The sequence below is a fragment of the Streptomyces sp. NPDC024555 genome (assembly GCF_055559335.1).
On the sequence record NZ_JBVHKV010000007.1, the window covers coordinates 92,094 to 111,075 of the forward strand.

Here is an 18,982-nt window from a genome sequence, read left to right on the forward strand (position 1 = left end):
CCACCGTCGAAGGAGAAACCCCGCATGTCCGAGCAGCCGTTACTCGTCCTCGACCCCACCGGAAGCGACCCGGACACCGAGCACCGGGCGCTCCTCGCGCGCGGCCCGGCGACCCCCGTCGACGTCCTCGGGGTGCGTGCCTGGTCCGTCTCCGACCCCGCGCTGCTGAAGCGGCTGCTCACCAGCCCGGACGTCTCCAAGGACGGCCGGGCCCACTGGCCCGCGTACGCCGAGACCGTCGCGACCTGGCCGCTGGCCCTGTGGATCGCGGTGGAGAACATGTTCACCGCGTACGGAGCGGACCACAGCCGGCTGCGCCGCATGATCGCCCCCGCGCTCTCCGCCCGTCGCACCGCCGTCCTCGCCGCGGACATCGAGGCGCTGGTCACCGGCCTCCTCGACGAACTGGACGCGCTGCCGCCCGGTACGACGGTCGACTTGCGCGCGCGGTTCGCCCATCCGCTGCCCATCGCGGTCATCGGCCGGCTCATGGGCCTGCCCACCGACCGGCGCGAGGAGTTCCGCACCCTGGTGGACAACGTGTTCGCCACCCATCTGACCGCCGGGGAACAGGCCGCCAACACCGCCTCGCTCTACGCGCTGCTCGCCGGACTCGTCGCGGCCAAACGGGCCGAGCCCGGTGACGACATGACATCCATGCTGATCGCCACCCGCGACGAGGAGGACGGTTCGGCCCTCAGCGACGCCGAACTGCGCGACACGCTCCTGCTCATGATCAGCGCAGGGTACGAGACCACCGCCAACGTCATCGACCAGGCCGTGACCACCCTGCTCACCCACCCCGCCCAGCTCGCTCACGTCCGCGAAGGCCGGTGCACCTGGCAGGACGTCGTCGAGGAGACCCTGCGCCACGAACCGCCCGTCAAGCACCTCCCGCTGCGCTACGCCCGCGCCGACATCCCCCTCCCCGACGGGCGCGTCATCCGGACCGGGGAGGCCATCATCGCCTCCTACGGCGCGGCCAACCGCCACCCGGACCTGCACGAGGACCCCGACCGCTTCGACGCCACCCGCCCCGGCAAGGAGCACCTGGCCTTCGGCCACGGCGTCCACTTCTGCCTCGGCGCCCCGCTCGCCCGCCTCGAAGTCACCACCGCCCTGCGGTTGTTCTTCGCCCGCTTCCCGCACAGCGGCCTGGCCGCCCGCCCCGAGGACCTGACGAGACTCCCGAGCCTCATCAGCAACGGCCACACCACGCTCCCCGTACTCCTGCGCCCCGCACAGGAGGCCCCCGCGAGCTGAGCGCGGACCCGCCCCTACTGAATGCTCCAGCGGTGGGGGTGCCCGGGATCCCGGGGGCAGGCGAAGACGTTCAGCTCGCCCCAGCGGCCCACCACGACCCCGGTCGGGCCGGCGGCGCGGTGCGCGGGAAGGCCCAGGTCCTCCAGGGGCGTCCAGCTGCCGCTGCCGCCGTCCCACTCCGAGCTGTCGACGGTCAGCAGCAGCTCCATCGGCGCCGAGCAGGACCGGCAGTCCATGGGGGAGGGGTCGGTCGAATGCCAGGACGCGTAGCCCCCGGCCCGCCAGCCCGGCGGAATCGACAGGTCGTACTGGTAGCCCAGCACCGGCTCGTCCCCCTCACCGCCCTCGTCCTCCCGTTCCTCGGCCCGTTCCTCCTGCTCCTCGTCCCAGGCGTCGATCCGGGCACACAGATCCTCGGGGAGCAGACCGGCGAACGGGTAGGTGGTCACCTGTTCCGGGTGCAGCACACACGGCTCGGGCACATACCCGTCGAAGCCGACGACCGCCGGCTCCGGCGGCACGGACAGCACCTCCGTGACCTCCCACGAGCGGCGCCACCGCAGATCGAGCAGCATGCCGTGGCCGGTCGGGCCGTGCGCGTCGAAGGGGCACCAGAAGACCTGGAGCAGATCACAGCCGTCAGGTCCGGCGGGAAGGTCCGGCACATCCCGGCGGTACAGCTGGGCCAGCGCCGTCAGCGGCAGCGGAGCGGTCGCCGCCGCCCCCTCGACCCGGTGCGTCTCCTCCAGCTCGCCCAGCAGCCGCCGGTCCTCGTCGGTCGGCCCGCCCTGCGGGGCCCGCCGCCACGCCGCGGCCAGAACCTCGCGCGACCGGTGGATGTCCGCCGGGCGCCGGCCCCGCGCATGGGCATGCGGTTCGGTGCACACCGGCCAGGGCTCGTCCGCCGGCCACAACAGCGGCCCGCCCACCGAACTCTCCGTGGCCTCCGGCCGTCCGGGCCGCGGATGGAGCCGGGTCGTCGTGCCCCGGTGCGCCGCCAGCTCCGGAAACAGTGCCTCGACGTCGAGCGGGCGGGGCGGTGTGGTTCTCGGCATGCGGGCGACCCTAACGGGTGGGGCACGGGCCCCTTCCGGCGGACCGGACCGGACCGGAGCGGTGCCCGACCCGATACGGCGCCGCGCCCCGGATCCACGGGCACGCGCCCACGGGCACGCCCCCCGGCAGGCCTTGCCTCGGACCTCTGCCCGGACCCATGACAGGATTCGGCCATGCCGATCGCCGCCGTGTCCCCCGGAGTGTCCCTCGCCCACCAGACCTTCGGCGACCCCGGGGACCCGCCCGTCCTGCTCGTGATGGGCTTCGGCGCGCAGATGATCGCCTGGCACGAGGACTTCTGCCGGGCACTGGCGGACCGCGGCCGGTACGTGATCCGTTACGACAACCGTGACTGCGGGCTGTCCACGAAGTTCGACGAGCACCCCGTCGACATGGCGGCCTTCATCGCCGCCGTCACCTCGGGCGACTTTCCCGCCGCCCTCGCAATGATCCCCTACCGCCTCCACGACATGGCCGACGACGGACTGGGCCTCCTCACGGCCCTCGGCATCGAACGCGCCCATGTGGTCGGCGCCTCGATGGGCGGGATGATCGCCCAGACGATGGCCCTCTCCGCCCCGGACCGGGTACTGACCCTCACCTCGATGATGTCCTCGACCGGCGAGAGCGCGTACGGCCAGGCCGCTCCGGAGGCCCAGGCGGTGCTGTTCACCCCGAAGCCGGCGGACCGCGAGGGATACGTCGCCGCGGCCGAGAAGGAACTGGTCTGGGCCTCCAAGCGCTACGGCGACCCCGCCGCCCTGCGTGAACTGGCCGCCGCGAGCTACGACCGCGCGTACTACCCCGCCGGCATCGGCCGGCAGCTCGGCGCGATGATCCTCAGCGGCTCACGCGCCGACGCCCTCCGCGCGCTGCGGGTCCCGACCCTCGTCGTCCACGGCCTGGACGACACACTCATCGCCCCCAGCGGCGGCGAGCGCACCGCGGAACTCGTCCCGGACGCGCGACTCCTCCTCGTCCCCGACATGGGCCACGACCGCCCCCGGGAACTCTGGCCGGACCTCATCGACGCCCTGGCCTCCCACACCGGCTGAGGGACTCACCCTCGCCACGCCGGCCTCTGGTACTCCGCTCATTCCTACGCCGTGGCCAGGCCACGTACGCGGAGCTGTCCGCCGCCCTGCCCGCCCTCTCGGGCAGGGTTCTTTCCGGGTTCCTCCATGGCGCAATCGCTGATGTGCCACCTCCCGTCAGCGATGATCTCCGAGCCGTTCGCGGTCGTCGGCGTCCAGCAGTCTCCGCAGCAGCGTGGTCAGCGTGTCCCGCTCCTCGGGGCTGAAACAGCTGAGGAAGGACTCCTGCGACTCCTGGGCCACCCGCCACAGTCGGCGCTGCAACTGGACGCCCTCAGAAGTCAGTTCGACCAGCTGTCGACGCCGATCGGATCGGTCGCGGGTGCGCCGTACCAGCCCGCGCTCCTCGATCGCGTCCAGGTAGCCGCCCAGGTGGCTGCGCTGGAAGCCGAGTCGGTCGGCCAGCGCATGCTGGGGCAGCGGACCGAAGTCCGCGAGCGCGGTCAGCGTGGCGAAGTGCGGCAGCCGCAGACCGTGCTGCCCCACCGCCTCCACGAGTACGTCGTGGCCGATTCGCGCCATGTGCCCCGCGAGGTACGACGGCAGCGCCAGAAGGCTCGGCGGGCGGGGCGCGCCGCCTTCGGCCGTGGCGTACGAAGCGGGTTCAGAGATTTCGCTCATGTGCTCATGGTACGGCAATCCAGTGACTGGACGTAATGATGACACTATGGAACGATCGCATCGCGATACTAGTTCGGCACCCTTTCCGTGCTCCGAGACCGCGGACCGCGGCGCCCATTTCCGGAGGACCGCCCGATGACCGACCGCACCCCGGCACCCAGTGAACGCCGCAGCTTCGCTGCCCCGTTCGCCGCCCTGCTCCTGGCTGTCCTGTCCTTCTCCCTGATGCAGACGATGGTCGTGCCCGCACTGCCCGACCTCCAACGCGAGTTCGGCGCCTCAACGACTGCCGTCTCCTGGGTGCTCAGCTCCTTCCTGCTCACCGCGTCGGTGGCGACTGCCTTGTTGGGGCGCGTCGGCGACATGTTCGGCAAGCGCCGGGTACTGATCGTCAGCCTTGGCGTCTTCGCCGTGGGCACCCTGATCGCTGCCCTGTCCGATTCGCTCGCCCTGCTGATCGCGGCGCGCGCGGTGCAGGGGGTCGGATCGGCCGCCTTCCCCCTGGCATTCGGGATCGTGCGCGACCAGTTCCCGCGCGAGCGGGTGCCGGTGGCGATCGGACTGATCTCGTCGACATTCGGCATCGGCTTCGGTGTCGGGCTCGTCGTACCCGGCCCGATTGTCGACGCCCTCGACTGGCACTGGATCTTCTGGCTCGGACTTGTCGTCATCGTGCTCGGCATCGCCGCGGTCACCGCGTTCATCCAGGAGTCCGCGACCACCCGACCCGGGCGCATCGACTGGGCTGGTGCGGTCCTGCTCAGCGCGGGTGTCGTGGCGCTGCTGCTCGCCATCAGCGAGGGCAAGTCGTGGGGCTGGACGTCCGGTGGGGTCATCGGCCTGCTCGTCACGGCCGTCGTACTGCTCGCGGTGTTCGTCTACGTCGAGAGCAAGGTCGGCGAGCCTCTCATCGACCTCGAACTGCTGCGCCGCCCTGCCGTGCTCACCAGTCACCTCACCGCGCTCATCATCGGGTTCGGCATGTATGGAGCGTTCACGCTGGTGCCGCTGCTCGCCCGGACTCCATCCGAGGTCGGGTACGGCTTCGGCGCGTCCGTCACCGAGGCCGGGCTGTTCATGGTGCCGATGGCGGCGGCCATGCTGGTCGCCAGTCCTCTCGCTGGGCGCATCGGTGCGGCAGCCGGATGGAAGCTGCCGCTCGTTCTGGCCTGCCTGATCGGTGCCGTCGGTTTCGTGGTCTACGCGGCCGCGCACGACACCGAAGGGAGCATGTACGTCGGCTCCGCGGTTCTCGGCATCGGTGTCGGCTTCGCCTTCGCCGCCCTCGCGAACCTCGTCGTCAGCGCGGTCGACCGCGGCCAGACCGGCGAGGCGACCGGCATCAACACGATCATGCGGACGATCGGCGGCTCGCTCGGCGCCCAGATCGCCGCGTCGATCGTCGCATCCAAGACGGTCCCCGGCACCCGGGTGCCGGCCGAGTCCGGCTACACCACCGCGTTCGTCATGTCGGCGATCGCCCTGGTACTCGCGACGCCGGTCGCACTGGCCGGGCCGGGCAGGCTCTGGGGCAGGCCCGGTGCACCGGTGCCGCCGACGTCGACCGAGCGACAGTCGCGGTCGGCGGCTTGAAGGGCCGGCCTGCCGCAGACCCCTCGGGCCGGGTGAGACCGGCCTCCTGCCCCGACATCGCGCTGATGACAAGGAGTTCACGCACCTATGCCCGACTACGGACATGACCTTCTCTTCGGTGCCGTCCTGGTGCCCGGTTCCGGGTACGCCGCCGAGACTGTGGCGCTGGCCCGTGTCGCCGACCGGGCGGGACTGGATCTGGTGAGCGTGCCGGACCACCCCTACAGGCCCGAACTGCTCGACGCGTGGATGACGCTGGCGGTGATCGCCGCGTCCACCACGCGCGTGCGGGTCTTCCCGAACGTCGCGAACCTCCCGCTGCGCCCGCCCGTCGCGCTGGCGCGCACCGCCGCCGGCCTGGACCTGCTCAGCGGGGGCCGGGTCGAGCTGGGGCTGGGGGCGGGGGCTTACTGGGACGCCATCGCCGCCGACGGTGGCCCCCGCCGCAGCCCCGGTGAGGCGGTGCGGGCAACCCGCGAGGCCATCGACGTCATCCGGGCGTTGTGGACCGAGGGCCGGCAGGTTCGTGTGCCCGGCGAGCACTACGGACTCGACGGTGCGGTCGCGGGCCCCGCACCCGTGCACCCCATCGCGATCTGGGTCGGCGCGCTCGGCCCCCGCATGCTGCGGCTGACCGGAACGACGGCGGACGGCTGGCTGCCGAGCGTCCCGCACCTACCGCCGGGCCGCCTCGCCGCGGGGCACCGGGTCGTCGACGAGGCGGCCGTCGAGGCGGGTCGCGACCCCGCCGAGGTCCGCAGGCTGTACAACCTCTCACCGGGACCGTCCGGCTTCCCGCGAGGGCCGCTCGGCGCCTGGCCCGAGCAGCTCGCCGCGCTCACCCTGGAACACGGAACCAGCGCCTTCTTGCTGCCGGCCCAGCAGCCGGACCTGCTCCGGGCGTTCGCGGCGGAGGTGGCGCCGGCGACGCGGGAGCTGGTGACGGCACACCGCGGGCGCACGAGGGACACACCCGGCCCGGCGTCCGACCCGGACGCGGCGCGTGGTCAGAACGACACCGCCGCAGGCGCCATGTCATCGGCATCCGATACACCCTGGCCATGACGTTCATGGCGGTGAGCGACCCTGTGAGGTTGCGGACGGCTGTTGCGGTTGCTCCGGCCGCGGCTCCACTTCCTACGCCCGCCGCCCTTTGAAGTTGATCTTCATCGTGTCCATGTCGGTCGCGGTGGAGCGGAGCTCGCCGTGACCGTGGCCGGCCGTGCGCAGGGCGGTTTCGGCGCGGTCCTCGGCGAGGGCGCAGGCCATCTCCTCGCCGTCCTCGGCGTCGGAGACGACGACGTAGCGGAAGCTGAAGTGCTTGAGGACGCGGTCGTAGGTGAGGGAGCCCTCCTCGGTGAACTGCATGGCGGCCAGGCCGTGCTGGTCGACCTCGGCCAGCAGGCGGGTGCGGGACTCGTCGGTCAGCCCCTCCCACGTGCCGCGCACGATCACCCGGTAGGTGTGCTGCGTACTCATCGCTCTCCGCCGTTCCTCGGTCATGGCTCCGTCGGATCGCGAGCCTACGGGGCCGCGGGCCGGTGGAAAACGGGATTTTTCCGGGGTGGTGGTGCCTTTGCCGAAGTCTGACGGCTGATCCACTGGTCCGGGCGGCGTCCAGCGTGTTCCATGGTCATCGGGGGGCGCCCGGACCTGCGGCGGCCCGCGTGAGGGAGCGAGGTTGCCTTGGCCACCACCGTACGACGGACCGTACTCACCCTGCCCGCGGCGGCGACGGGGCCGGAGAATCCGCTGCCGGCGCTGCGGCCCCTCGACGAGGCGCATGTGATCGACGACCGCGACCGGGGGGACATGCCCCGGGACATGGCGCGGCAGCTCGGGCACGCGCCGCTCGCCACGGTGCTGCCGGTGCGGATCCTCGACGGGTACGGACGCGAGCGGACTCCCACGGACCTCGACGCGATCGTCATCGAGAACGAACGGCTGCGGGCGACCGTGCTGCCCGGCCTCGGCGGCCGGATCCACTCGCTGTTCCACAAGCCGACCGGCCGCGACCTCGTCTACGCCAACCCGGTGCTCCAGCCCGCCGACTTCGCCCTCAACGGGGCCTGGTTCTCGGGCGGCATCGAGTGGAACATCGGGGCGACCGGGCACACCACCCTGTCGTGCGCCCCGGTGCACGCCGCGCGCGTCCCGGCGCCTGACGGGGGCGAGATGGTCCGGCTCTGGGAGTGGGAGCGCCTGCGCGACCTGCCCTTCCAGGTCGATCTGTGGCTGCCGGCCGACTCCGACTTCCTGCACGTCGGCGTACGGATACGCAATCCGCACGAGCACCCCGCCCCGGTCTACTGGTGGTCCAACATCGCCGTCGAGGAGGGTGAGCGGACCCGGGTCCTCGCCCCCGCCGACGAGGCGTGGCGCTTCGGTTACGAGCGGAACCTGTCCCGTGTCCCGGTGCCCCGGACGGACGGCATCGACCACACCTATCCGCTGCGCGGCGACTTCCCCGCCGACTACTTCTACGGGGTGCCCGACGGTGCCCGCCGGTGGATCGCCTCGCTCGACGCGGAGGGGCGCGGCCTCGTCCAGACCTCCACCGATCTGCTGCGCGGACGCAAACTGTTCGTCTGGGGCAGCGGCCCCGGCGGCCGCCGCTGGCAGGAATGGCTCACCGAGCCCGGCACCCCCGGATACGCCGAGATCCAGGCGGGTCTGGCCCGCACCCAGCTGGAGCACGTCCCGCTGGAGCCCGGTGGTGAGTTCAGCTGGCTGGAGTCGTACGGTCCGCTGGCCGCGGACCCCGCCGCCGTCCACGGCGAGGACTGGGACGCCGCCCGCGCGGAGGCCGAACGGCGGCTCGCCGAGGCGCTGCCGCGCGCCGAGGTGGACGCGGCGTACGAGGCGTGGCGGCGCTGCGCGGACACCGAGCCCGGCGAGATCCTCGCCACCGGCTCCGGCTGGGGCGCCCTCGAAGTGCGGCGCGGCGCCCACAAGCTGCCCGGAACCCCGTTCCCCGACTCCACCCTCGGTGAACAGCAGGCTCCCTGGCTGGAGTTGCTCGACCAGGGAGCCCTCCCCGGCCAGCGCAGCTCCGCCCCGCCCGGCCCCACCCTGGTCTCCCCGCACTGGCGCGACATGCTGGAGACGGCCCCGGCCGAACCGCTGACCGAATACCACCTCGGCGTCGCCCAGTGGCACGCCGGCGACCGCGCCCAGGCCGTCCGCAGCTGGGAACGGGGGCTCGGCCCTGCCGTCTCCCGCTGGCCGCTGCTGCGCTGTCTCGCCGTCGCCGCACAGGAGAGCGGCCAGCGCGACCGCGCCGCGGGCCACTACGCGGAGGCCTTCGCCGACCTCGTGCTGCGGCGCGACGGCGACGAGGGGGAGGAGTGGACCGCCGCCACGGCCGCGCTCGGCCGGGAGACGATCGAGGCCCTGCTCGCGGCGGAGCGCGCCGCCGACGCCCGCGAGGTCTGGGAGGGGCTGCCGGCCGAGGTGCGCGGCCGGGGCCGCTTCCGGCTGCTGGAGGCGCGCCTCCTCCTCGCGGAGGGCGACCGGGCCGCGGCGCGCGCCCTGTTCGACGCCGGTTTCGAGGTCGCCGATCTGCGCGAGGGAGCGGAGATCCTGGACGAGGTGTGGGCCGGGATCACCGACGAACCGCTGCCGGACGCGTACAACTTCCGTATGCGGCCCCGGGACTGACAGGACGTCGGAGTCGGAGTGCGGGCGGGCCGTCCCGAGGGCGGCCCGCCGGCCGGTCAGACCGTGCGGTTGCGGTCCACGTACTCGAAGACCGAGCCGTCCGGGTGCACGGCGATGAGATTGCGGCCGGCCGGCGTCGGCACCGGACCCGCGATCACCCGGGCGCCGATCCGGTTCAGCGTGCTGAGCGCCTCGTCCACGTCCTTCACCGCGATGGTCGCGCCGACCCTGCGCAGGATCTCCAGCTCCGACTCGGGGCCGGCCATCAGGAGGAAGCAGCCGACGGCGGCGACGGAGACCCCGCCGCGCTCGAAGCGCTGCGCCGGACTCGACGTCAGCTGCTCGTAGAAGGCGACCGCGGCCTCCAGGTCGTCGACGCAGATACGCAGCGTGGTTCCCAGGATCTCCATGCGCACCAGGGTAGTTGGACCCTCGGCGCGGTGTGATCGGTTCGTGGCAGGGGGAGCGGGCCCCCGGGGCGCCCGGCTCAGGCCCGGCAGAGGATCTCGCCGTGCGGCACCATGAACCAGCCGTCCTCCTGCTCGCCCCAGGCGCGCCAGGCGTCGGCGATCGCGTTGAGCTGCTCCTCGGTCGCGTGGCCGCCCTCGACCGCCAGATTCGCGTAGACGGAGCCGACCGTGCGGTCCGCCCACAGCCCGCTCCACCAGGCCCGGCTCTCCGGGGTGGCGAAGCACCAGGCGGCGGCCGTCGGGGTGATGTCGGTGAAGCCCGCGGCGCGCGCCCAGGACAGCAGCCGGCGCCCGGCGTCCGGCTCACCGCCGTTGGCCCGCGCCACCCGGTCGTACAGCCGCTGCCACCCGTCCAACTCCGGCGACGCGGGGTACCAGTTCATCGCCGCGTAGTCGCTGTCGCGCGCGGCCACGATGCCGCCGGGGCGGCAGACCCGGCGCATCTCGCGCAGTGCCTGTACCGGATCGCCCACGTGCTGGAGCACCTGATGGGCGTGGACCACGTCGAAGGAGTCGTCGGGGAAGTCCAGGGCGTGGACATCGGCTACGGCGAACTCGACGTTGTCCAGGCCTCGTTCGGCGGCCACCGCGGCGGCCTGGTCCAGGATCTCCCGGGTGGTGTCCACCGCGGTCACCCGGCCCGGCGCGACCAGCGCGGCCAGATCGGCGGTGATGGTGCCGGGCCCGCAGCCCACGTCCAGCACGTCCAGGCCGGACCCGAGTTCACCGATGAGGTAGCCCGCGGAGTTGGCGGCCGTGCGCCAGCGGTGCGAGCGCAGCACCGACTCGTGGTGCCCGTGGGTATAGGTGGCGGTCTCCTTCGGCATGGCCGTGCGTCCTCTCTCGGATGCGAACCCGCGAATGCGCTGTTCGGTACGGCTACGGTACGCCCGGAAGCCGCATGGTGAGATAGGCGTCTTGCAATATGGACATCGTGGAACGGTGGACCCGTGCGAAGGGGCGGCCGATTCGCCTTCGGCCGCCCCTTGTTGACCCCTCTGCCGCCCCGTCCGCCGACCCCTCGGGGTCCGTACTCACACGGGCATGGGGCAGTACACCGTCAGCGCCTCCGGAAGCTTGTCGATCATCAGGTCGCCCTGGCTGTGCGCCACTTCGCCGTCGTACGCGTACGGCGTGCCCGGCGTGAGCCCGGAGACCCGGACCCGCCGCCGGCGGACCGCCGCGTGCATGGGGGAGCGGGTCAGCGGACCGGCGATCGCGGTCGCCAGCAGACGCAGACCCGGGGTCCGGCCCCCGTGCACCACGCGGACGTCCAGCAGCCCGTCCGCGAGGTTGTGCCGCCGGCCCGGCGCCGGCCCGACCCGCTGGAACATCCCGTTGCCGATGAACAGCAGCCACAACGGGCGCTTCCTGCCCTGGAGTTCCGCCTCCAGGGGCCGTTCGCCGCGCAACACCTTCAGCGCGGCGAGCACCCCGGCCGGCCAGCCGCCGATCCTCGGGGACCAGTGCTCCCGGGTCCGGACCAGCTCCGGGTAGACACCGAGGCTGAAGGCGTTGAGGAAGTACCCGTGCGCGCCCCCGGGCCCCTCCGGCCCCGGCCGGAAGCGGCCCAGGTCCACCCGGACCGCGCTGCCGCCGCCGAGCGCGGTGCAGACATCGGCCACCGTCTCGATGCCCAGGTCGTACGCGAAGTGATTGAGCGTCCCGCCGGGGAAGACGGCGAGCGGCAGACCGTGCACGGCGGCCACCGCCGCCGCCCGGTTCACCGTGCCGTCGCCCCCGCACACCCCGAGCGCCCGGCCCCGCCCCGCGGCCTTCTCCAGCTCCGCGGAGAGCGCGTCGGGCGGGCACTCCACCACCTCGGCCCGCGGCAGCGCCTCCCGGACCTGCGCCGCCGTCGCCGTCGCCGTACCGGACTCCCGGTTGACGATCACGACCAGGTCCTGGCCGTCCGGGAGGGCCGGGGCCTCGGCGGGCGGGCGGCCGGGCGCGGGCAACTGGCCGCGCGTCGGCACGAGCCCGCGCAGCGCGAACGCCGCGCCCACCCCGAGCAGCGCCCCGGCCAGCACATCGCCCGGATAGTGGACCCCGGTGTAGACCCGGGAGGCGGCCACCGACACCGCGACGGGCGCGACAACCGCTCCCCAGCCCTTCGACTCCAGGGCCACCCCGGTCGCGAAGGCCGCCGCCGACGCGGCGTGCCCGGAGGGGAAGGACGTGGTGACCGGCTGCCGCTCCAGCCGCCGTATCACCGGGACGACGTCCAGCAGCGGCCGCTGCCTGCGGACCGCCCCCTTCCCGATCGTGTTGATCGTGGCCGAGGCCACCGCCAGGGACGCGACCCCGCGCAGCGCGGCCCGCCGGGCGCGGGCGCTGCCGCCGAACGCGGCCATCCCGGCCGCCGCGCCCAGCCACAGCAGTCCGTGGTCGGCGCTGCGGCTCAGCCGGGGCAGGACCGGCCCGGCGGCCGGCCAGTGGCGCCCGGCCAGGCTCCGGAACGCGGCGGCGTCGCCGCTGTGCAGAAGTTTCCGCAGGCCGGTGCGGTGCGGAAGGAAGGACGAGAGCTTCGGTGACGACATGGAACACCGCTTACCCCGCGCGCCCCCGCCGAACCGGCAGGCGCGCCCGAGAGGCTCTGGACTCCTCACAGGACCCGCCCCGTGCTCCGGCCCCGAGCGCCCGGGAGGCCCCCTGCCTCCCTCCCGTCATTGCCCCGGCAAGTGCGGCACGCATAGCCTGTGTTCGTGATGCCGGTCAGTGGCCGGAATGCCGAACACGAGAGGGTGGTGCACGACCATGGGGCGACTCGTCCCCGCGGTGACCCGGGCGCTGGACGTACTCGAACTCTTCCTCCAGGGCGACGGTACGCTCTCCGCGCCCGAGGTCACCCGCAAGCTCCAGCTCCCGCGTACCACGGTCCACGAGCTGCTGACCACGCTCGCCGCGCGCTCCTACCTGGTCACGGTCCCCGACCAGCCCGGCCGCTACCGCCTGGGCGTGCGCACGTACCAGCTCGGCAGCCGGTACGCGGAACAGCTCGATCTCGCCGCCGAGGGGCAGCAGGTGGCCCGGCGGGTCGCCGAGACGTGCGGGGAGACCGTGCACGTGGCGATCCTGGAGGGGACGGACGTCATCTACATCGCCAAGGTGGACTCCACCCATGCCGTCCGCATGGTGTCGGCGGCCGGCCGCCGGCTGCCCGCGCACTGCACGTCCGTCGGCAAGATGCTGCTCGCGGCCCTTCCCGAGCGGGAGCTGGACGCCCGCCTCGACGGACTCGAACTCACCGGCATGACCCCCGACAGCATCACCGACGAGGCCACGCTGCGGTCCGCGCTCGCCACCGTCCGGGAGCGCGGGTTCGCCGTCGAGCACCGGGAGTCCAACCCCGATGTGAGCTGTGTCGCCGCGCCCGTCCGGGACCGTTCGGGACGGGTCGTCGCCGCCCTCTCGGTCTCCGTGCCCATGAGCCGCTGGAACGAGGAGCGCGAGACCGAGCTGGCCGCCCTCGCCGTCGAGGGCGCCGACGAACTGTCCGGCCGGCTCGGACACCACCGGGGGGACCGATGAGCACGCCAGGCCTCGACATCGCCGTACGCGAACACGCCGAACTGGGCGAGGGGCCGACCTGGGACCCGGGCACCCGGCGGCTGATCTGGGTCGACATCCTCTCCGCCCGGATCCACACCTACGCGCCCGGCACCGGCCGGCGCACCGTCATGGCCACCGAGCAGCACGTCGGCGCCGCCAAGCCGCGGACCGGCGGCGGCCTGGTGGTCAACCTGCGGGACGGTATCGGGCTGTACGACGCGGACGGCGCGTTCCGCTGGCTGGTCCACGACCCCGAACCGGGGCGGCGCGGCAACGACGCCGCGGTGGCGCCGGACGGGGCGCTCTGGGCCGGGACGATGCTCTACGACGAGTCGCGGGCCGGCGGCAGCCTCACCCGGATCGCGCCCGACGGCACCGCCGACCGGGTGCTGCCCCTGGTGGCGTGCAGCAACGGCACCGGCTGGAGCCCCGACGGGCGGCTGATGTACTACATCGACACCCCGACCCTCCGGATCGACGTCTTCGACGTGGACGGCGAACGGGTCACCGGCCGCCGCCCGTTCGCGACCGTGGAGGACGGTGCCGGCTACCCCGACGGGCTGACGGTCGACGCCGACGGGGCGGTCTGGGTGGCCCTGTGGGACGGCTCCGCCCTGCGCCGCTACACCCCGGACGGCCGGCTGGACCGCGTCGTCCCGCTGCCCGTGCGCAGGCCCACCGCCTGCGCCTTCGGCGGCCCGGACCTGCGCGACCTCTACATCTCGACCGCCCGCACCGGACTGGCCGCCCCGCACCCCCTCTCGGGTTCGCTGCTCGTCCTGCCGGACGCGGGGCAGGGGCTGCCGGGCACGGCCTTCGCGGGCTGAGGCCGGGCCGGGGCCGGTGCGGGCCGAGGTGCCGGGCGGGGTCCCGGGGCGGGGTCCCGCCCCCCTCCGGCACCCTCGCCGCTCACTCCGCGGGGAAGCGGCGGAGCGGACCCGGCAGCCGGGAGCCCAGCGGCGACATGTTCCCGTCGGCGCCGTGCCGGGCGAGCAGGTCCAGGGCGAGCCGGCCGCGCCGGACCCGTTCGCGCGCGGTGTCCAGGGCCACGGAGCGCAGATGCGCGCCGTAGGGGTAGATCCCCGGCGCCCTGGACAGGCCGAACTTGAGGTAGAGCGGGGCGCCCCGCCGGATCAGCTCCGCCGTCTCGTACATCCGCACATAGCCGCCGAGATCGTCCGGCGCCTCGATGTACAGGTCCATCGGTGCGGCCGACACCCGCCGGATCTCCGTGAAGTGAGCGAGCGTCAGGTCCGACGGGACGTTCACCGAGTCCGCGCCCAGCCGCTCGTAGACCTCGAAGGAGGCGGGGTTCACCGGACCGACCAGGGCCGACACCTTGAACGTCGTGTCGGCCGGCAGCACCCCCCGCTCGCGCAGCCGGTGCAGGGTTCTCAGCACCCCCTCGTCCGCCACCAGCAGGCATTTCACGCCCAGGGCCGAGGCCCGCAGCGCGTCCTCGACACACCCCGCCAGCGCGTCGTGCCCCCGGGCCCGCAGCCCGGCGCCACCCGAGTCCGTCCGGTAGGAGGCCCCGGTGTCCCAGCTGCCGCGCGGGCCGGTGAACAGGCACAGTTCGATCCCGCGCTCGGCGCAGCCGTCGGCCATCTCGGTGATCTCGGCGTCCGTGAGCATCCAGATCCCGCTGCCCTGGCTGATCCGGTGCACCGGGACGTCGAGGCGGGCGCTCTCCTCCAGGACGACGGCCAGCGCCCCGGGGCCCTCCACGGAGGGGACCTCGGTGCGCCAGGTGCCCCCGTCGGGGAAGGCGTGCGGGGAGGCGTCGGCCGGATCGGCGGCGGGCGCGCCCAGTCCGAGCGCGCCGAGCGCGGGCTCGCCGGGGCTCCGGACGGGGGAGAGGGACGGTTCCGGCGATGCGACGGTCATGGGAGGCCCTTCATGTTCGATGGGTCGGACAAGGTTCGGGACAGTGCGTGTGCGGAGGGACGGAGGGGCCCGGTACGGGGACGGCGGGATGCGGAGGGCGGGCCCGGCGCCGCCACCGCGCCCTCGGGGCGGGACCGCGACGGCAGACCTACGGCCGCAGCAGCACCTTGCCCGTGCCCGCCCCGCCGCCCCCGACCAGCGCGACCGCGTCCGCGAACCGCTCCAGCGGGAACTCGTGGGTGATCAGCGCCGCCGGGTCCAGCAGCCCCGCCGTGAACGCCCGGACCGCGTACGCCCAGGACGCGGACGACGCCCCGAACACACTCCGCACGGTCAGCTGGCTCACCGACAGATGCACCGGATCGATGCCCGTCGCCCCCGGCGCGAACATCCCCGTGAGCACGACCCGGCCGCCGCGCCGCGCGAGCAGACAGGCGTCGGCCGCCGTGGTCGGGGCGCCCGCCGTCTCCACCACGAGGTCGTAGCGGCCCCGCACCTCCTCGGCCTCGCGCGGAGCCAGCGCCTCGCTCGCCCCGAACCGCAGTGCCTGCGCGGCCCGTTCGTCGCGCGGGTCGATCACCGTCAGCTCCCCGGGCGACACCGCCGCCAGGAACTGGACCGCGAGCAGCCCGAGCGTGCCCGCGCCCACCACGGCGACCCGCTCGCCCGGTTCCGGGGCACCCGCGCGCACGGCCGCCGCCACCACGGCCGCGGGCTCCAGCAGTGCGGCGGCCCGCAGATCCGCGTCGTCGGGGAGCGGGTGCAGCAGCCGGGCCGGCACCACGACATGGTCGGCGAAGGCACCCGGACGGGTGAAGCCCGTCTCGTCGTAGCCCGCGGTGCACAACGAGGTCTCGCCCTCGCGGCACCGGTCGCAGCGGCCGCAGGAGCGGAAGCCCTCGGCGACCGTGCGCCGGCCGGTCAGCGCCGGGTCGACGCCGGGGCCCACGGCCTCGACCGTGCCCGCCCACTCGTGACCGGGCACCACCGGATAGCGCACATAGCCCTCGGCGCGGCGGCCGTCGTACACCTCGCGGTCGCTCATGCAGATGCCCGCGGCGGCCACCCGCACCCGTACCTCGTCCGGCCCCGGCTCGGGAACCGGTCCGGTGGCCAGCCGGTGGCCGCCGGGTCCGTCGACGGTGACCGCCCGCGAGCGGGCCGGGGCCGCGCTCACTTGGGCTGCCTCTTCTCCCAGCCGTCGGCCCACAGATCGAACCGGGCCTGCTGCTGCGGGAACTCGGCCGCGGCGTCCACGTCCAGTTCCACCCCGAGGCCGGGGGCGTCGGACAGTTCGAAGCAGCCGGTCTCCGGGTCGACCTCCGGGGCGCCGCGCACCACCTTCTTGATGTCCGCGTCCGCGAAGTCATTGAAGTGTTCAAGGATCTTGAAGTTGGGGGTGCAGCCGGCGATCTGGAGGCTGGCCGCCGTGAGCACCGGACCGCCGACGTTGTGCGGGGCGACGAGCGTGTAGTGGGTCTCGGCCGTCGCGGCGAGCTTGCGGGTCTCCAGGATGCCGCCGATGTGGCCGACGTCCGGCTGGATGATGTCGGCCGCCTGCGACTCGAACAGCTCGCGGAACTCGATCCGGTCGTGGATGCGTTCACCGGTCGCGATCGGCAGGTCCACCTTGCCCGCCACCTTGGCGAGCGCCCGCAGGTTCTCCGGCGGCACCGGCTCCTCCAGCCAGGCCGGCCGGAAGGGCGCCATCTCGTGCGCGATCCGCACCGCCGTGGACGGGCTGAAGCGGCCGTGCATCTCCAGCATCAGCTCGGTGTCCGGGCCGATGGCGTCGCGGACCGCCTCGATCAGCGAGACCGCGTACCGCGTCTCCTCGTGGCCCAGCTCGAAGTGGCCGGTGCCGAACGGGTCGATCTTCAGCGCCCGGTAGCCCCGCGCCACCACGCCGGACGCGGCCCGGTGATAGGCCTCCGGGGTCCGCTCGGTGGTGTACCAGCCGTTGGCGTACGCCTTCACGCGGTCGGTGACCCGGCCGCCCAGCAACTGCCAGACCGGCACCCCGAGCGCCTTGCCCTTGATGTCCCAGCAGGCCATCTCGACGACCGCGATCCCGGACATGACGATCTCGCCGGCCCGGCCGTAGTCCCCGTACTTCATCCGGCGGACCAGGTCCTCCACGGCGAACGGATCCGACCCCGCGATGTGGTTCGTCTCCGCCTCGCGCAGATAGCCGAGGAGCGCGTCGGTGCGGCCGAGCATCCGGGTCTCGCCCACACCGGTGAGACCCTCGTCGGTGTGGACCCGCACATACGTGAGATTGCGCCAGGGTGTTCCGACCACATGTGTGCTGATTCCGGTGATACGCACGGGAGTCGCCCCTCGACTTGTTCGATATTTCGTCACTCGTTCGAAATCCTGGCGTGACCGTAATAACGCGGCGGGGCGAGTGTCAATGGGGCCACCCGCGCGGCGCAGCGCAGGCGCCCCGCGCCATTCCCTCGTATAACTCGTACACGGAGCCGACGGACGGCGGCGGCGGACACGGCGAGCGGCGAAGGAGGCCCGGATGGGCCGGGAGCGGACCGGGGCCGGGGGAAGCGAGGGGCCGCGCGGCCCGCAGGGCCGGGGACCCGTGCGCTACGGACCGCCCGCCCCCGGTCCCGGCCTGCCGGTCCTGCCCGAACTGGCCCGGGTGCTGGCCGCCGCGGCCGACGACGCCGCCCCCGAACCGGCCGGCGGCTCCTTCGCCCTGCGCGAGGCCGCCGTCGCCTACTGGGAGCGGCGCGGCCTGCACGGCGGCCCCGAACGCGTCGCCACCGCCCCCGGCGCCTCCCCGCTGCTGCTCGCCCTGATCGCCGCGCACGGCGGCGACGTGCTGATGCCCCGCCCCTGCCCCGCCTCCTGGATCCCGCAGGCCCGGCTGCTCGGCCGGCCCGCCTACCACGTGCCCACACCCGCCGAGTGCGGCGGCGTGCCCGACCCCTACGCGCTCCTGGAGACCGTCCGCCGGGTCCGCGCCGAGGGCGGCCGGCCGCGCCTGCTGCTGCTCTCGGTCGCCGACGACCCCACCGCCACGGTCGCCCCGCCCGAACTGGTCCGCGAGGCCTGTGAGGCGGCCGTCGCCGAGGGGCTGCACATCGTGAGCGACGAGACCTGGCGCGATACCCTGCACCGCCCCCGGGACACCGTGCTGCTCAGCCCCGCCGAGATGTGCCCCGACGACGTCACCGTCCTCGCCGATCTGGCGGGCGCGCTGACCCCGGCCGCCTGGCCGGTCGCCGTCGCCCGGTTCCCCGACACCCCGCGGGCCGCCGCCCGCCACGCCCGTACGCTCGACATCCTCACCGCGCTCGGCGCGCTCGTCGCCCGCCCCGTCGCGGCCGCCGCCGCCCACGCGCTGCGCGAACCGGACGCCGTCACCGAACGGATCCGGCGCGCCGCCGCCCTCCAGGCGCGGGTCGCCGCCGCGGCCCATCGGGCGGTCCTGGCCTGCGGCGCACTGGCCCGGCCCCCGCAGGCCGGCCGCCATCTGTACGCCGACCTCGGCCCGCTCCGTGCCCGGCTCGCCGAACGCGGGGTCACCGACTCGCTGGAGCTGGAGGGCTGGCTCACCGACCGGCTCGGCGCCCCCGCCCCCGGCGGCCACCGCTTCGGTGACGAACTGGGCGCCCTGCGCGTGCGCCTGGGCACCGGCCCCCTGCTCGGCGCCACCCCGGAGGAGCAGACGGCCTCCCTCACCGCCCCGGAACCCCTCGAATTGCCGCATGTCGCGGCGGCGCTGAGCATGTTCCGAGCGGCCCTCGACACACTCCGCTGACGGACGGG

17 protein-coding genes are annotated in these 18,982 nt (G+C 73.9%); 8 read left to right on the top strand and 9 right to left on the bottom strand.

What is annotated here, in order from left to right; translation table 11 throughout:
• The first annotated feature begins 24 nt into the window (after positions 1–24).
• Complete coding sequence (locus ACZ4FH_RS13820; protein ID WP_467304574.1) at positions 25–1,263, top strand: cytochrome P450 family protein; 1,239 nt, start codon at positions 25–27, stop codon at positions 1,261–1,263.
• 14 nt (positions 1,264–1,277) lie between these two features.
• Here ACZ4FH_RS13820 and ACZ4FH_RS13825 read toward each other — a convergent pair whose 3' ends face one another.
• A complete protein-coding gene (locus tag ACZ4FH_RS13825; RefSeq protein WP_467304576.1) occupies positions 1,278–2,318 on the bottom strand; it encodes a hypothetical protein in 1,041 nt (346 codons plus the stop codon).
• A 174-nt stretch (positions 2,319–2,492) separates the two neighbouring features.
• On the opposite strand from ACZ4FH_RS13825, the gene ACZ4FH_RS13830 reads away from it, so the two are divergent.
• On the top strand, positions 2,493–3,374 hold the full coding sequence (locus ACZ4FH_RS13830) for an alpha/beta fold hydrolase (RefSeq protein ID WP_467304578.1): 882 nt from the start codon (positions 2,493–2,495) through the stop codon (positions 3,372–3,374).
• Positions 3,375–3,530: 156 nt separating this feature from the next.
• Here ACZ4FH_RS13830 and ACZ4FH_RS13835 read toward each other — a convergent pair whose 3' ends face one another.
• Entirely contained in the window at positions 3,531–4,034 is a 504-nt protein-coding gene (locus ACZ4FH_RS13835; RefSeq protein WP_467304580.1) for a MarR family winged helix-turn-helix transcriptional regulator, read from the bottom strand.
• A gap of 135 nt (positions 4,035–4,169) precedes the next feature.
• Between ACZ4FH_RS13835 and ACZ4FH_RS13840 the strand changes: the two genes are divergently transcribed.
• Both ACZ4FH_RS13840 and ACZ4FH_RS13845 read left to right on the top strand, forming a co-directional pair.
• Positions 4,170–5,627, top strand: a complete 1,458-nt coding sequence (locus tag ACZ4FH_RS13840) for an MFS transporter (RefSeq protein WP_467304582.1) — start codon at positions 4,170–4,172, stop codon at positions 5,625–5,627.
• Positions 5,628–5,714: 87 nt separating this feature from the next.
• Entirely contained in the window at positions 5,715–6,692 is a 978-nt protein-coding gene (locus ACZ4FH_RS13845; protein ID WP_467304583.1) for an LLM class flavin-dependent oxidoreductase, read from the top strand.
• Positions 6,693–6,764: 72 nt separating this feature from the next.
• On the opposite strand, the gene ACZ4FH_RS13850 is transcribed toward ACZ4FH_RS13845, so the two are convergent.
• Entirely contained in the window at positions 6,765–7,106 is a 342-nt protein-coding gene (locus ACZ4FH_RS13850; RefSeq protein ID WP_467304585.1) for a DUF6204 family protein, read from the bottom strand.
• A 207-nt stretch (positions 7,107–7,313) separates the two neighbouring features.
• Between ACZ4FH_RS13850 and ACZ4FH_RS13855 the strand changes: the two genes are divergently transcribed.
• The gene (locus ACZ4FH_RS13855; protein WP_467304586.1) at positions 7,314–9,287 is read left to right on the top strand and encodes a DUF5107 domain-containing protein; all 1,974 of its coding nucleotides are present in this window, start codon (positions 7,314–7,316) and stop codon (positions 9,285–9,287) included.
• Between the two features lie 56 nt (positions 9,288–9,343).
• Here the strand turns inward: ACZ4FH_RS13855 and ACZ4FH_RS13860 are convergent, their stop codons facing one another.
• The 3 genes from ACZ4FH_RS13860 to ACZ4FH_RS13870 all read right to left on the bottom strand — a co-directional run bounded on the left by ACZ4FH_RS13860 (position 9,344) and on the right by ACZ4FH_RS13870 (position 12,297).
• Positions 9,344–9,697 (bottom strand): VOC family protein, encoded by a 354-nt coding sequence (locus tag ACZ4FH_RS13860; protein WP_467304588.1) that lies wholly within the window; start codon positions 9,695–9,697, stop codon positions 9,344–9,346.
• Positions 9,698–9,774: 77 nt separating this feature from the next.
• Positions 9,775–10,584: a class I SAM-dependent methyltransferase gene (locus ACZ4FH_RS13865; RefSeq protein ID WP_467304589.1), complete on the bottom strand. Its 810-nt coding sequence runs from the start codon at positions 10,582–10,584 to the stop codon at positions 9,775–9,777.
• Between the two features lie 207 nt (positions 10,585–10,791).
• Positions 10,792–12,297: a phosphatase PAP2 family protein gene (locus ACZ4FH_RS13870; protein WP_467304591.1), complete on the bottom strand. Its 1,506-nt coding sequence runs from the start codon at positions 12,295–12,297 to the stop codon at positions 10,792–10,794.
• Between the two features lie 217 nt (positions 12,298–12,514).
• Here ACZ4FH_RS13870 and ACZ4FH_RS13875 point away from each other — a divergent pair, with 217 nt between their 5' ends.
• Positions 12,515–13,288 (top strand): IclR family transcriptional regulator, encoded by a 774-nt coding sequence (locus ACZ4FH_RS13875; protein WP_467304593.1) that lies wholly within the window; start codon positions 12,515–12,517, stop codon positions 13,286–13,288.
• Entirely contained in the window at positions 13,285–14,136 is an 852-nt protein-coding gene (locus ACZ4FH_RS13880) for an SMP-30/gluconolactonase/LRE family protein (protein ID WP_467304595.1), read from the top strand. Before ACZ4FH_RS13875 ends, ACZ4FH_RS13880 begins: the two co-directional genes overlap by 4 nt.
• Positions 14,137–14,218: 82 nt before the next feature.
• Here ACZ4FH_RS13880 and ACZ4FH_RS13885 read toward each other — a convergent pair whose 3' ends face one another.
• The 3 genes from ACZ4FH_RS13885 to ACZ4FH_RS13895 form a co-directional block, all read right to left on the bottom strand.
• The gene (locus ACZ4FH_RS13885) at positions 14,219–15,196 is read right to left on the bottom strand and encodes a hypothetical protein (RefSeq protein WP_467304596.1); all 978 of its coding nucleotides are present in this window, start codon (positions 15,194–15,196) and stop codon (positions 14,219–14,221) included.
• A 148-nt stretch (positions 15,197–15,344) separates the two neighbouring features.
• Positions 15,345–16,373, bottom strand: a complete 1,029-nt coding sequence (locus tag ACZ4FH_RS13890; protein WP_467304598.1) for a zinc-dependent alcohol dehydrogenase — start codon at positions 16,371–16,373, stop codon at positions 15,345–15,347.
• On the bottom strand, positions 16,370–17,524 hold the full coding sequence (locus ACZ4FH_RS13895; protein WP_467304599.1) for a mandelate racemase/muconate lactonizing enzyme family protein: 1,155 nt from the start codon (positions 17,522–17,524) through the stop codon (positions 16,370–16,372). Before ACZ4FH_RS13895 ends, ACZ4FH_RS13890 begins: the two co-directional genes overlap by 4 nt.
• Before the next feature lie 199 nt (positions 17,525–17,723).
• On the opposite strand from ACZ4FH_RS13895, the gene ACZ4FH_RS13900 reads away from it, so the two are divergent.
• On the top strand, positions 17,724–18,974 hold the full coding sequence (locus tag ACZ4FH_RS13900; protein WP_467304601.1) for an aminotransferase class I/II-fold pyridoxal phosphate-dependent enzyme: 1,251 nt from the start codon (positions 17,724–17,726) through the stop codon (positions 18,972–18,974).
• Positions 18,975–18,982 lie beyond the last annotated feature (8 nt).

Coding starts and splice junctions, on each gene's coding strand:
- ACZ4FH_RS13845 (WP_467304583.1), top strand. CDS start 5,715: ATGCCCGACTACGGACATGACCTTCTCTTCGGTGCCGTCCTGGTGCCC.
- ACZ4FH_RS13830 (WP_467304578.1), top strand. CDS start 2,493: ATGCCGATCGCCGCCGTGTCCCCCGGAGTGTCCCTCGCCCACCAGACC.
- ACZ4FH_RS13900 (WP_467304601.1), top strand. CDS start 17,724: ATGGGCCGGGAGCGGACCGGGGCCGGGGGAAGCGAGGGGCCGCGCGGC.
- ACZ4FH_RS13850 (WP_467304585.1), bottom strand. CDS start 7,106: ATGAGTACGCAGCACACCTACCGGGTGATCGTGCGCGGCACGTGGGAG.
- ACZ4FH_RS13880 (WP_467304595.1), top strand. CDS start 13,285: ATGAGCACGCCAGGCCTCGACATCGCCGTACGCGAACACGCCGAACTG.
- ACZ4FH_RS13825 (WP_467304576.1), bottom strand. CDS start 2,318: ATGCCGAGAACCACACCGCCCCGCCCGCTCGACGTCGAGGCACTGTTT.
- ACZ4FH_RS13885 (WP_467304596.1), bottom strand. CDS start 15,196: ATGACCGTCGCATCGCCGGAACCGTCCCTCTCCCCCGTCCGGAGCCCC.
- ACZ4FH_RS13875 (WP_467304593.1), top strand. CDS start 12,515: ATGGGGCGACTCGTCCCCGCGGTGACCCGGGCGCTGGACGTACTCGAA.
- ACZ4FH_RS13870 (WP_467304591.1), bottom strand. CDS start 12,297: ATGTCGTCACCGAAGCTCTCGTCCTTCCTTCCGCACCGCACCGGCCTG.
- ACZ4FH_RS13860 (WP_467304588.1), bottom strand. CDS start 9,697: ATGGAGATCCTGGGAACCACGCTGCGTATCTGCGTCGACGACCTGGAG.
- ACZ4FH_RS13840 (WP_467304582.1), top strand. CDS start 4,170: ATGACCGACCGCACCCCGGCACCCAGTGAACGCCGCAGCTTCGCTGCC.
- ACZ4FH_RS13865 (WP_467304589.1), bottom strand. CDS start 10,584: ATGCCGAAGGAGACCGCCACCTATACCCACGGGCACCACGAGTCGGTG.
- ACZ4FH_RS13820 (WP_467304574.1), top strand. CDS start 25: ATGTCCGAGCAGCCGTTACTCGTCCTCGACCCCACCGGAAGCGACCCG.
- ACZ4FH_RS13835 (WP_467304580.1), bottom strand. CDS start 4,034: ATGAGCGAAATCTCTGAACCCGCTTCGTACGCCACGGCCGAAGGCGGC.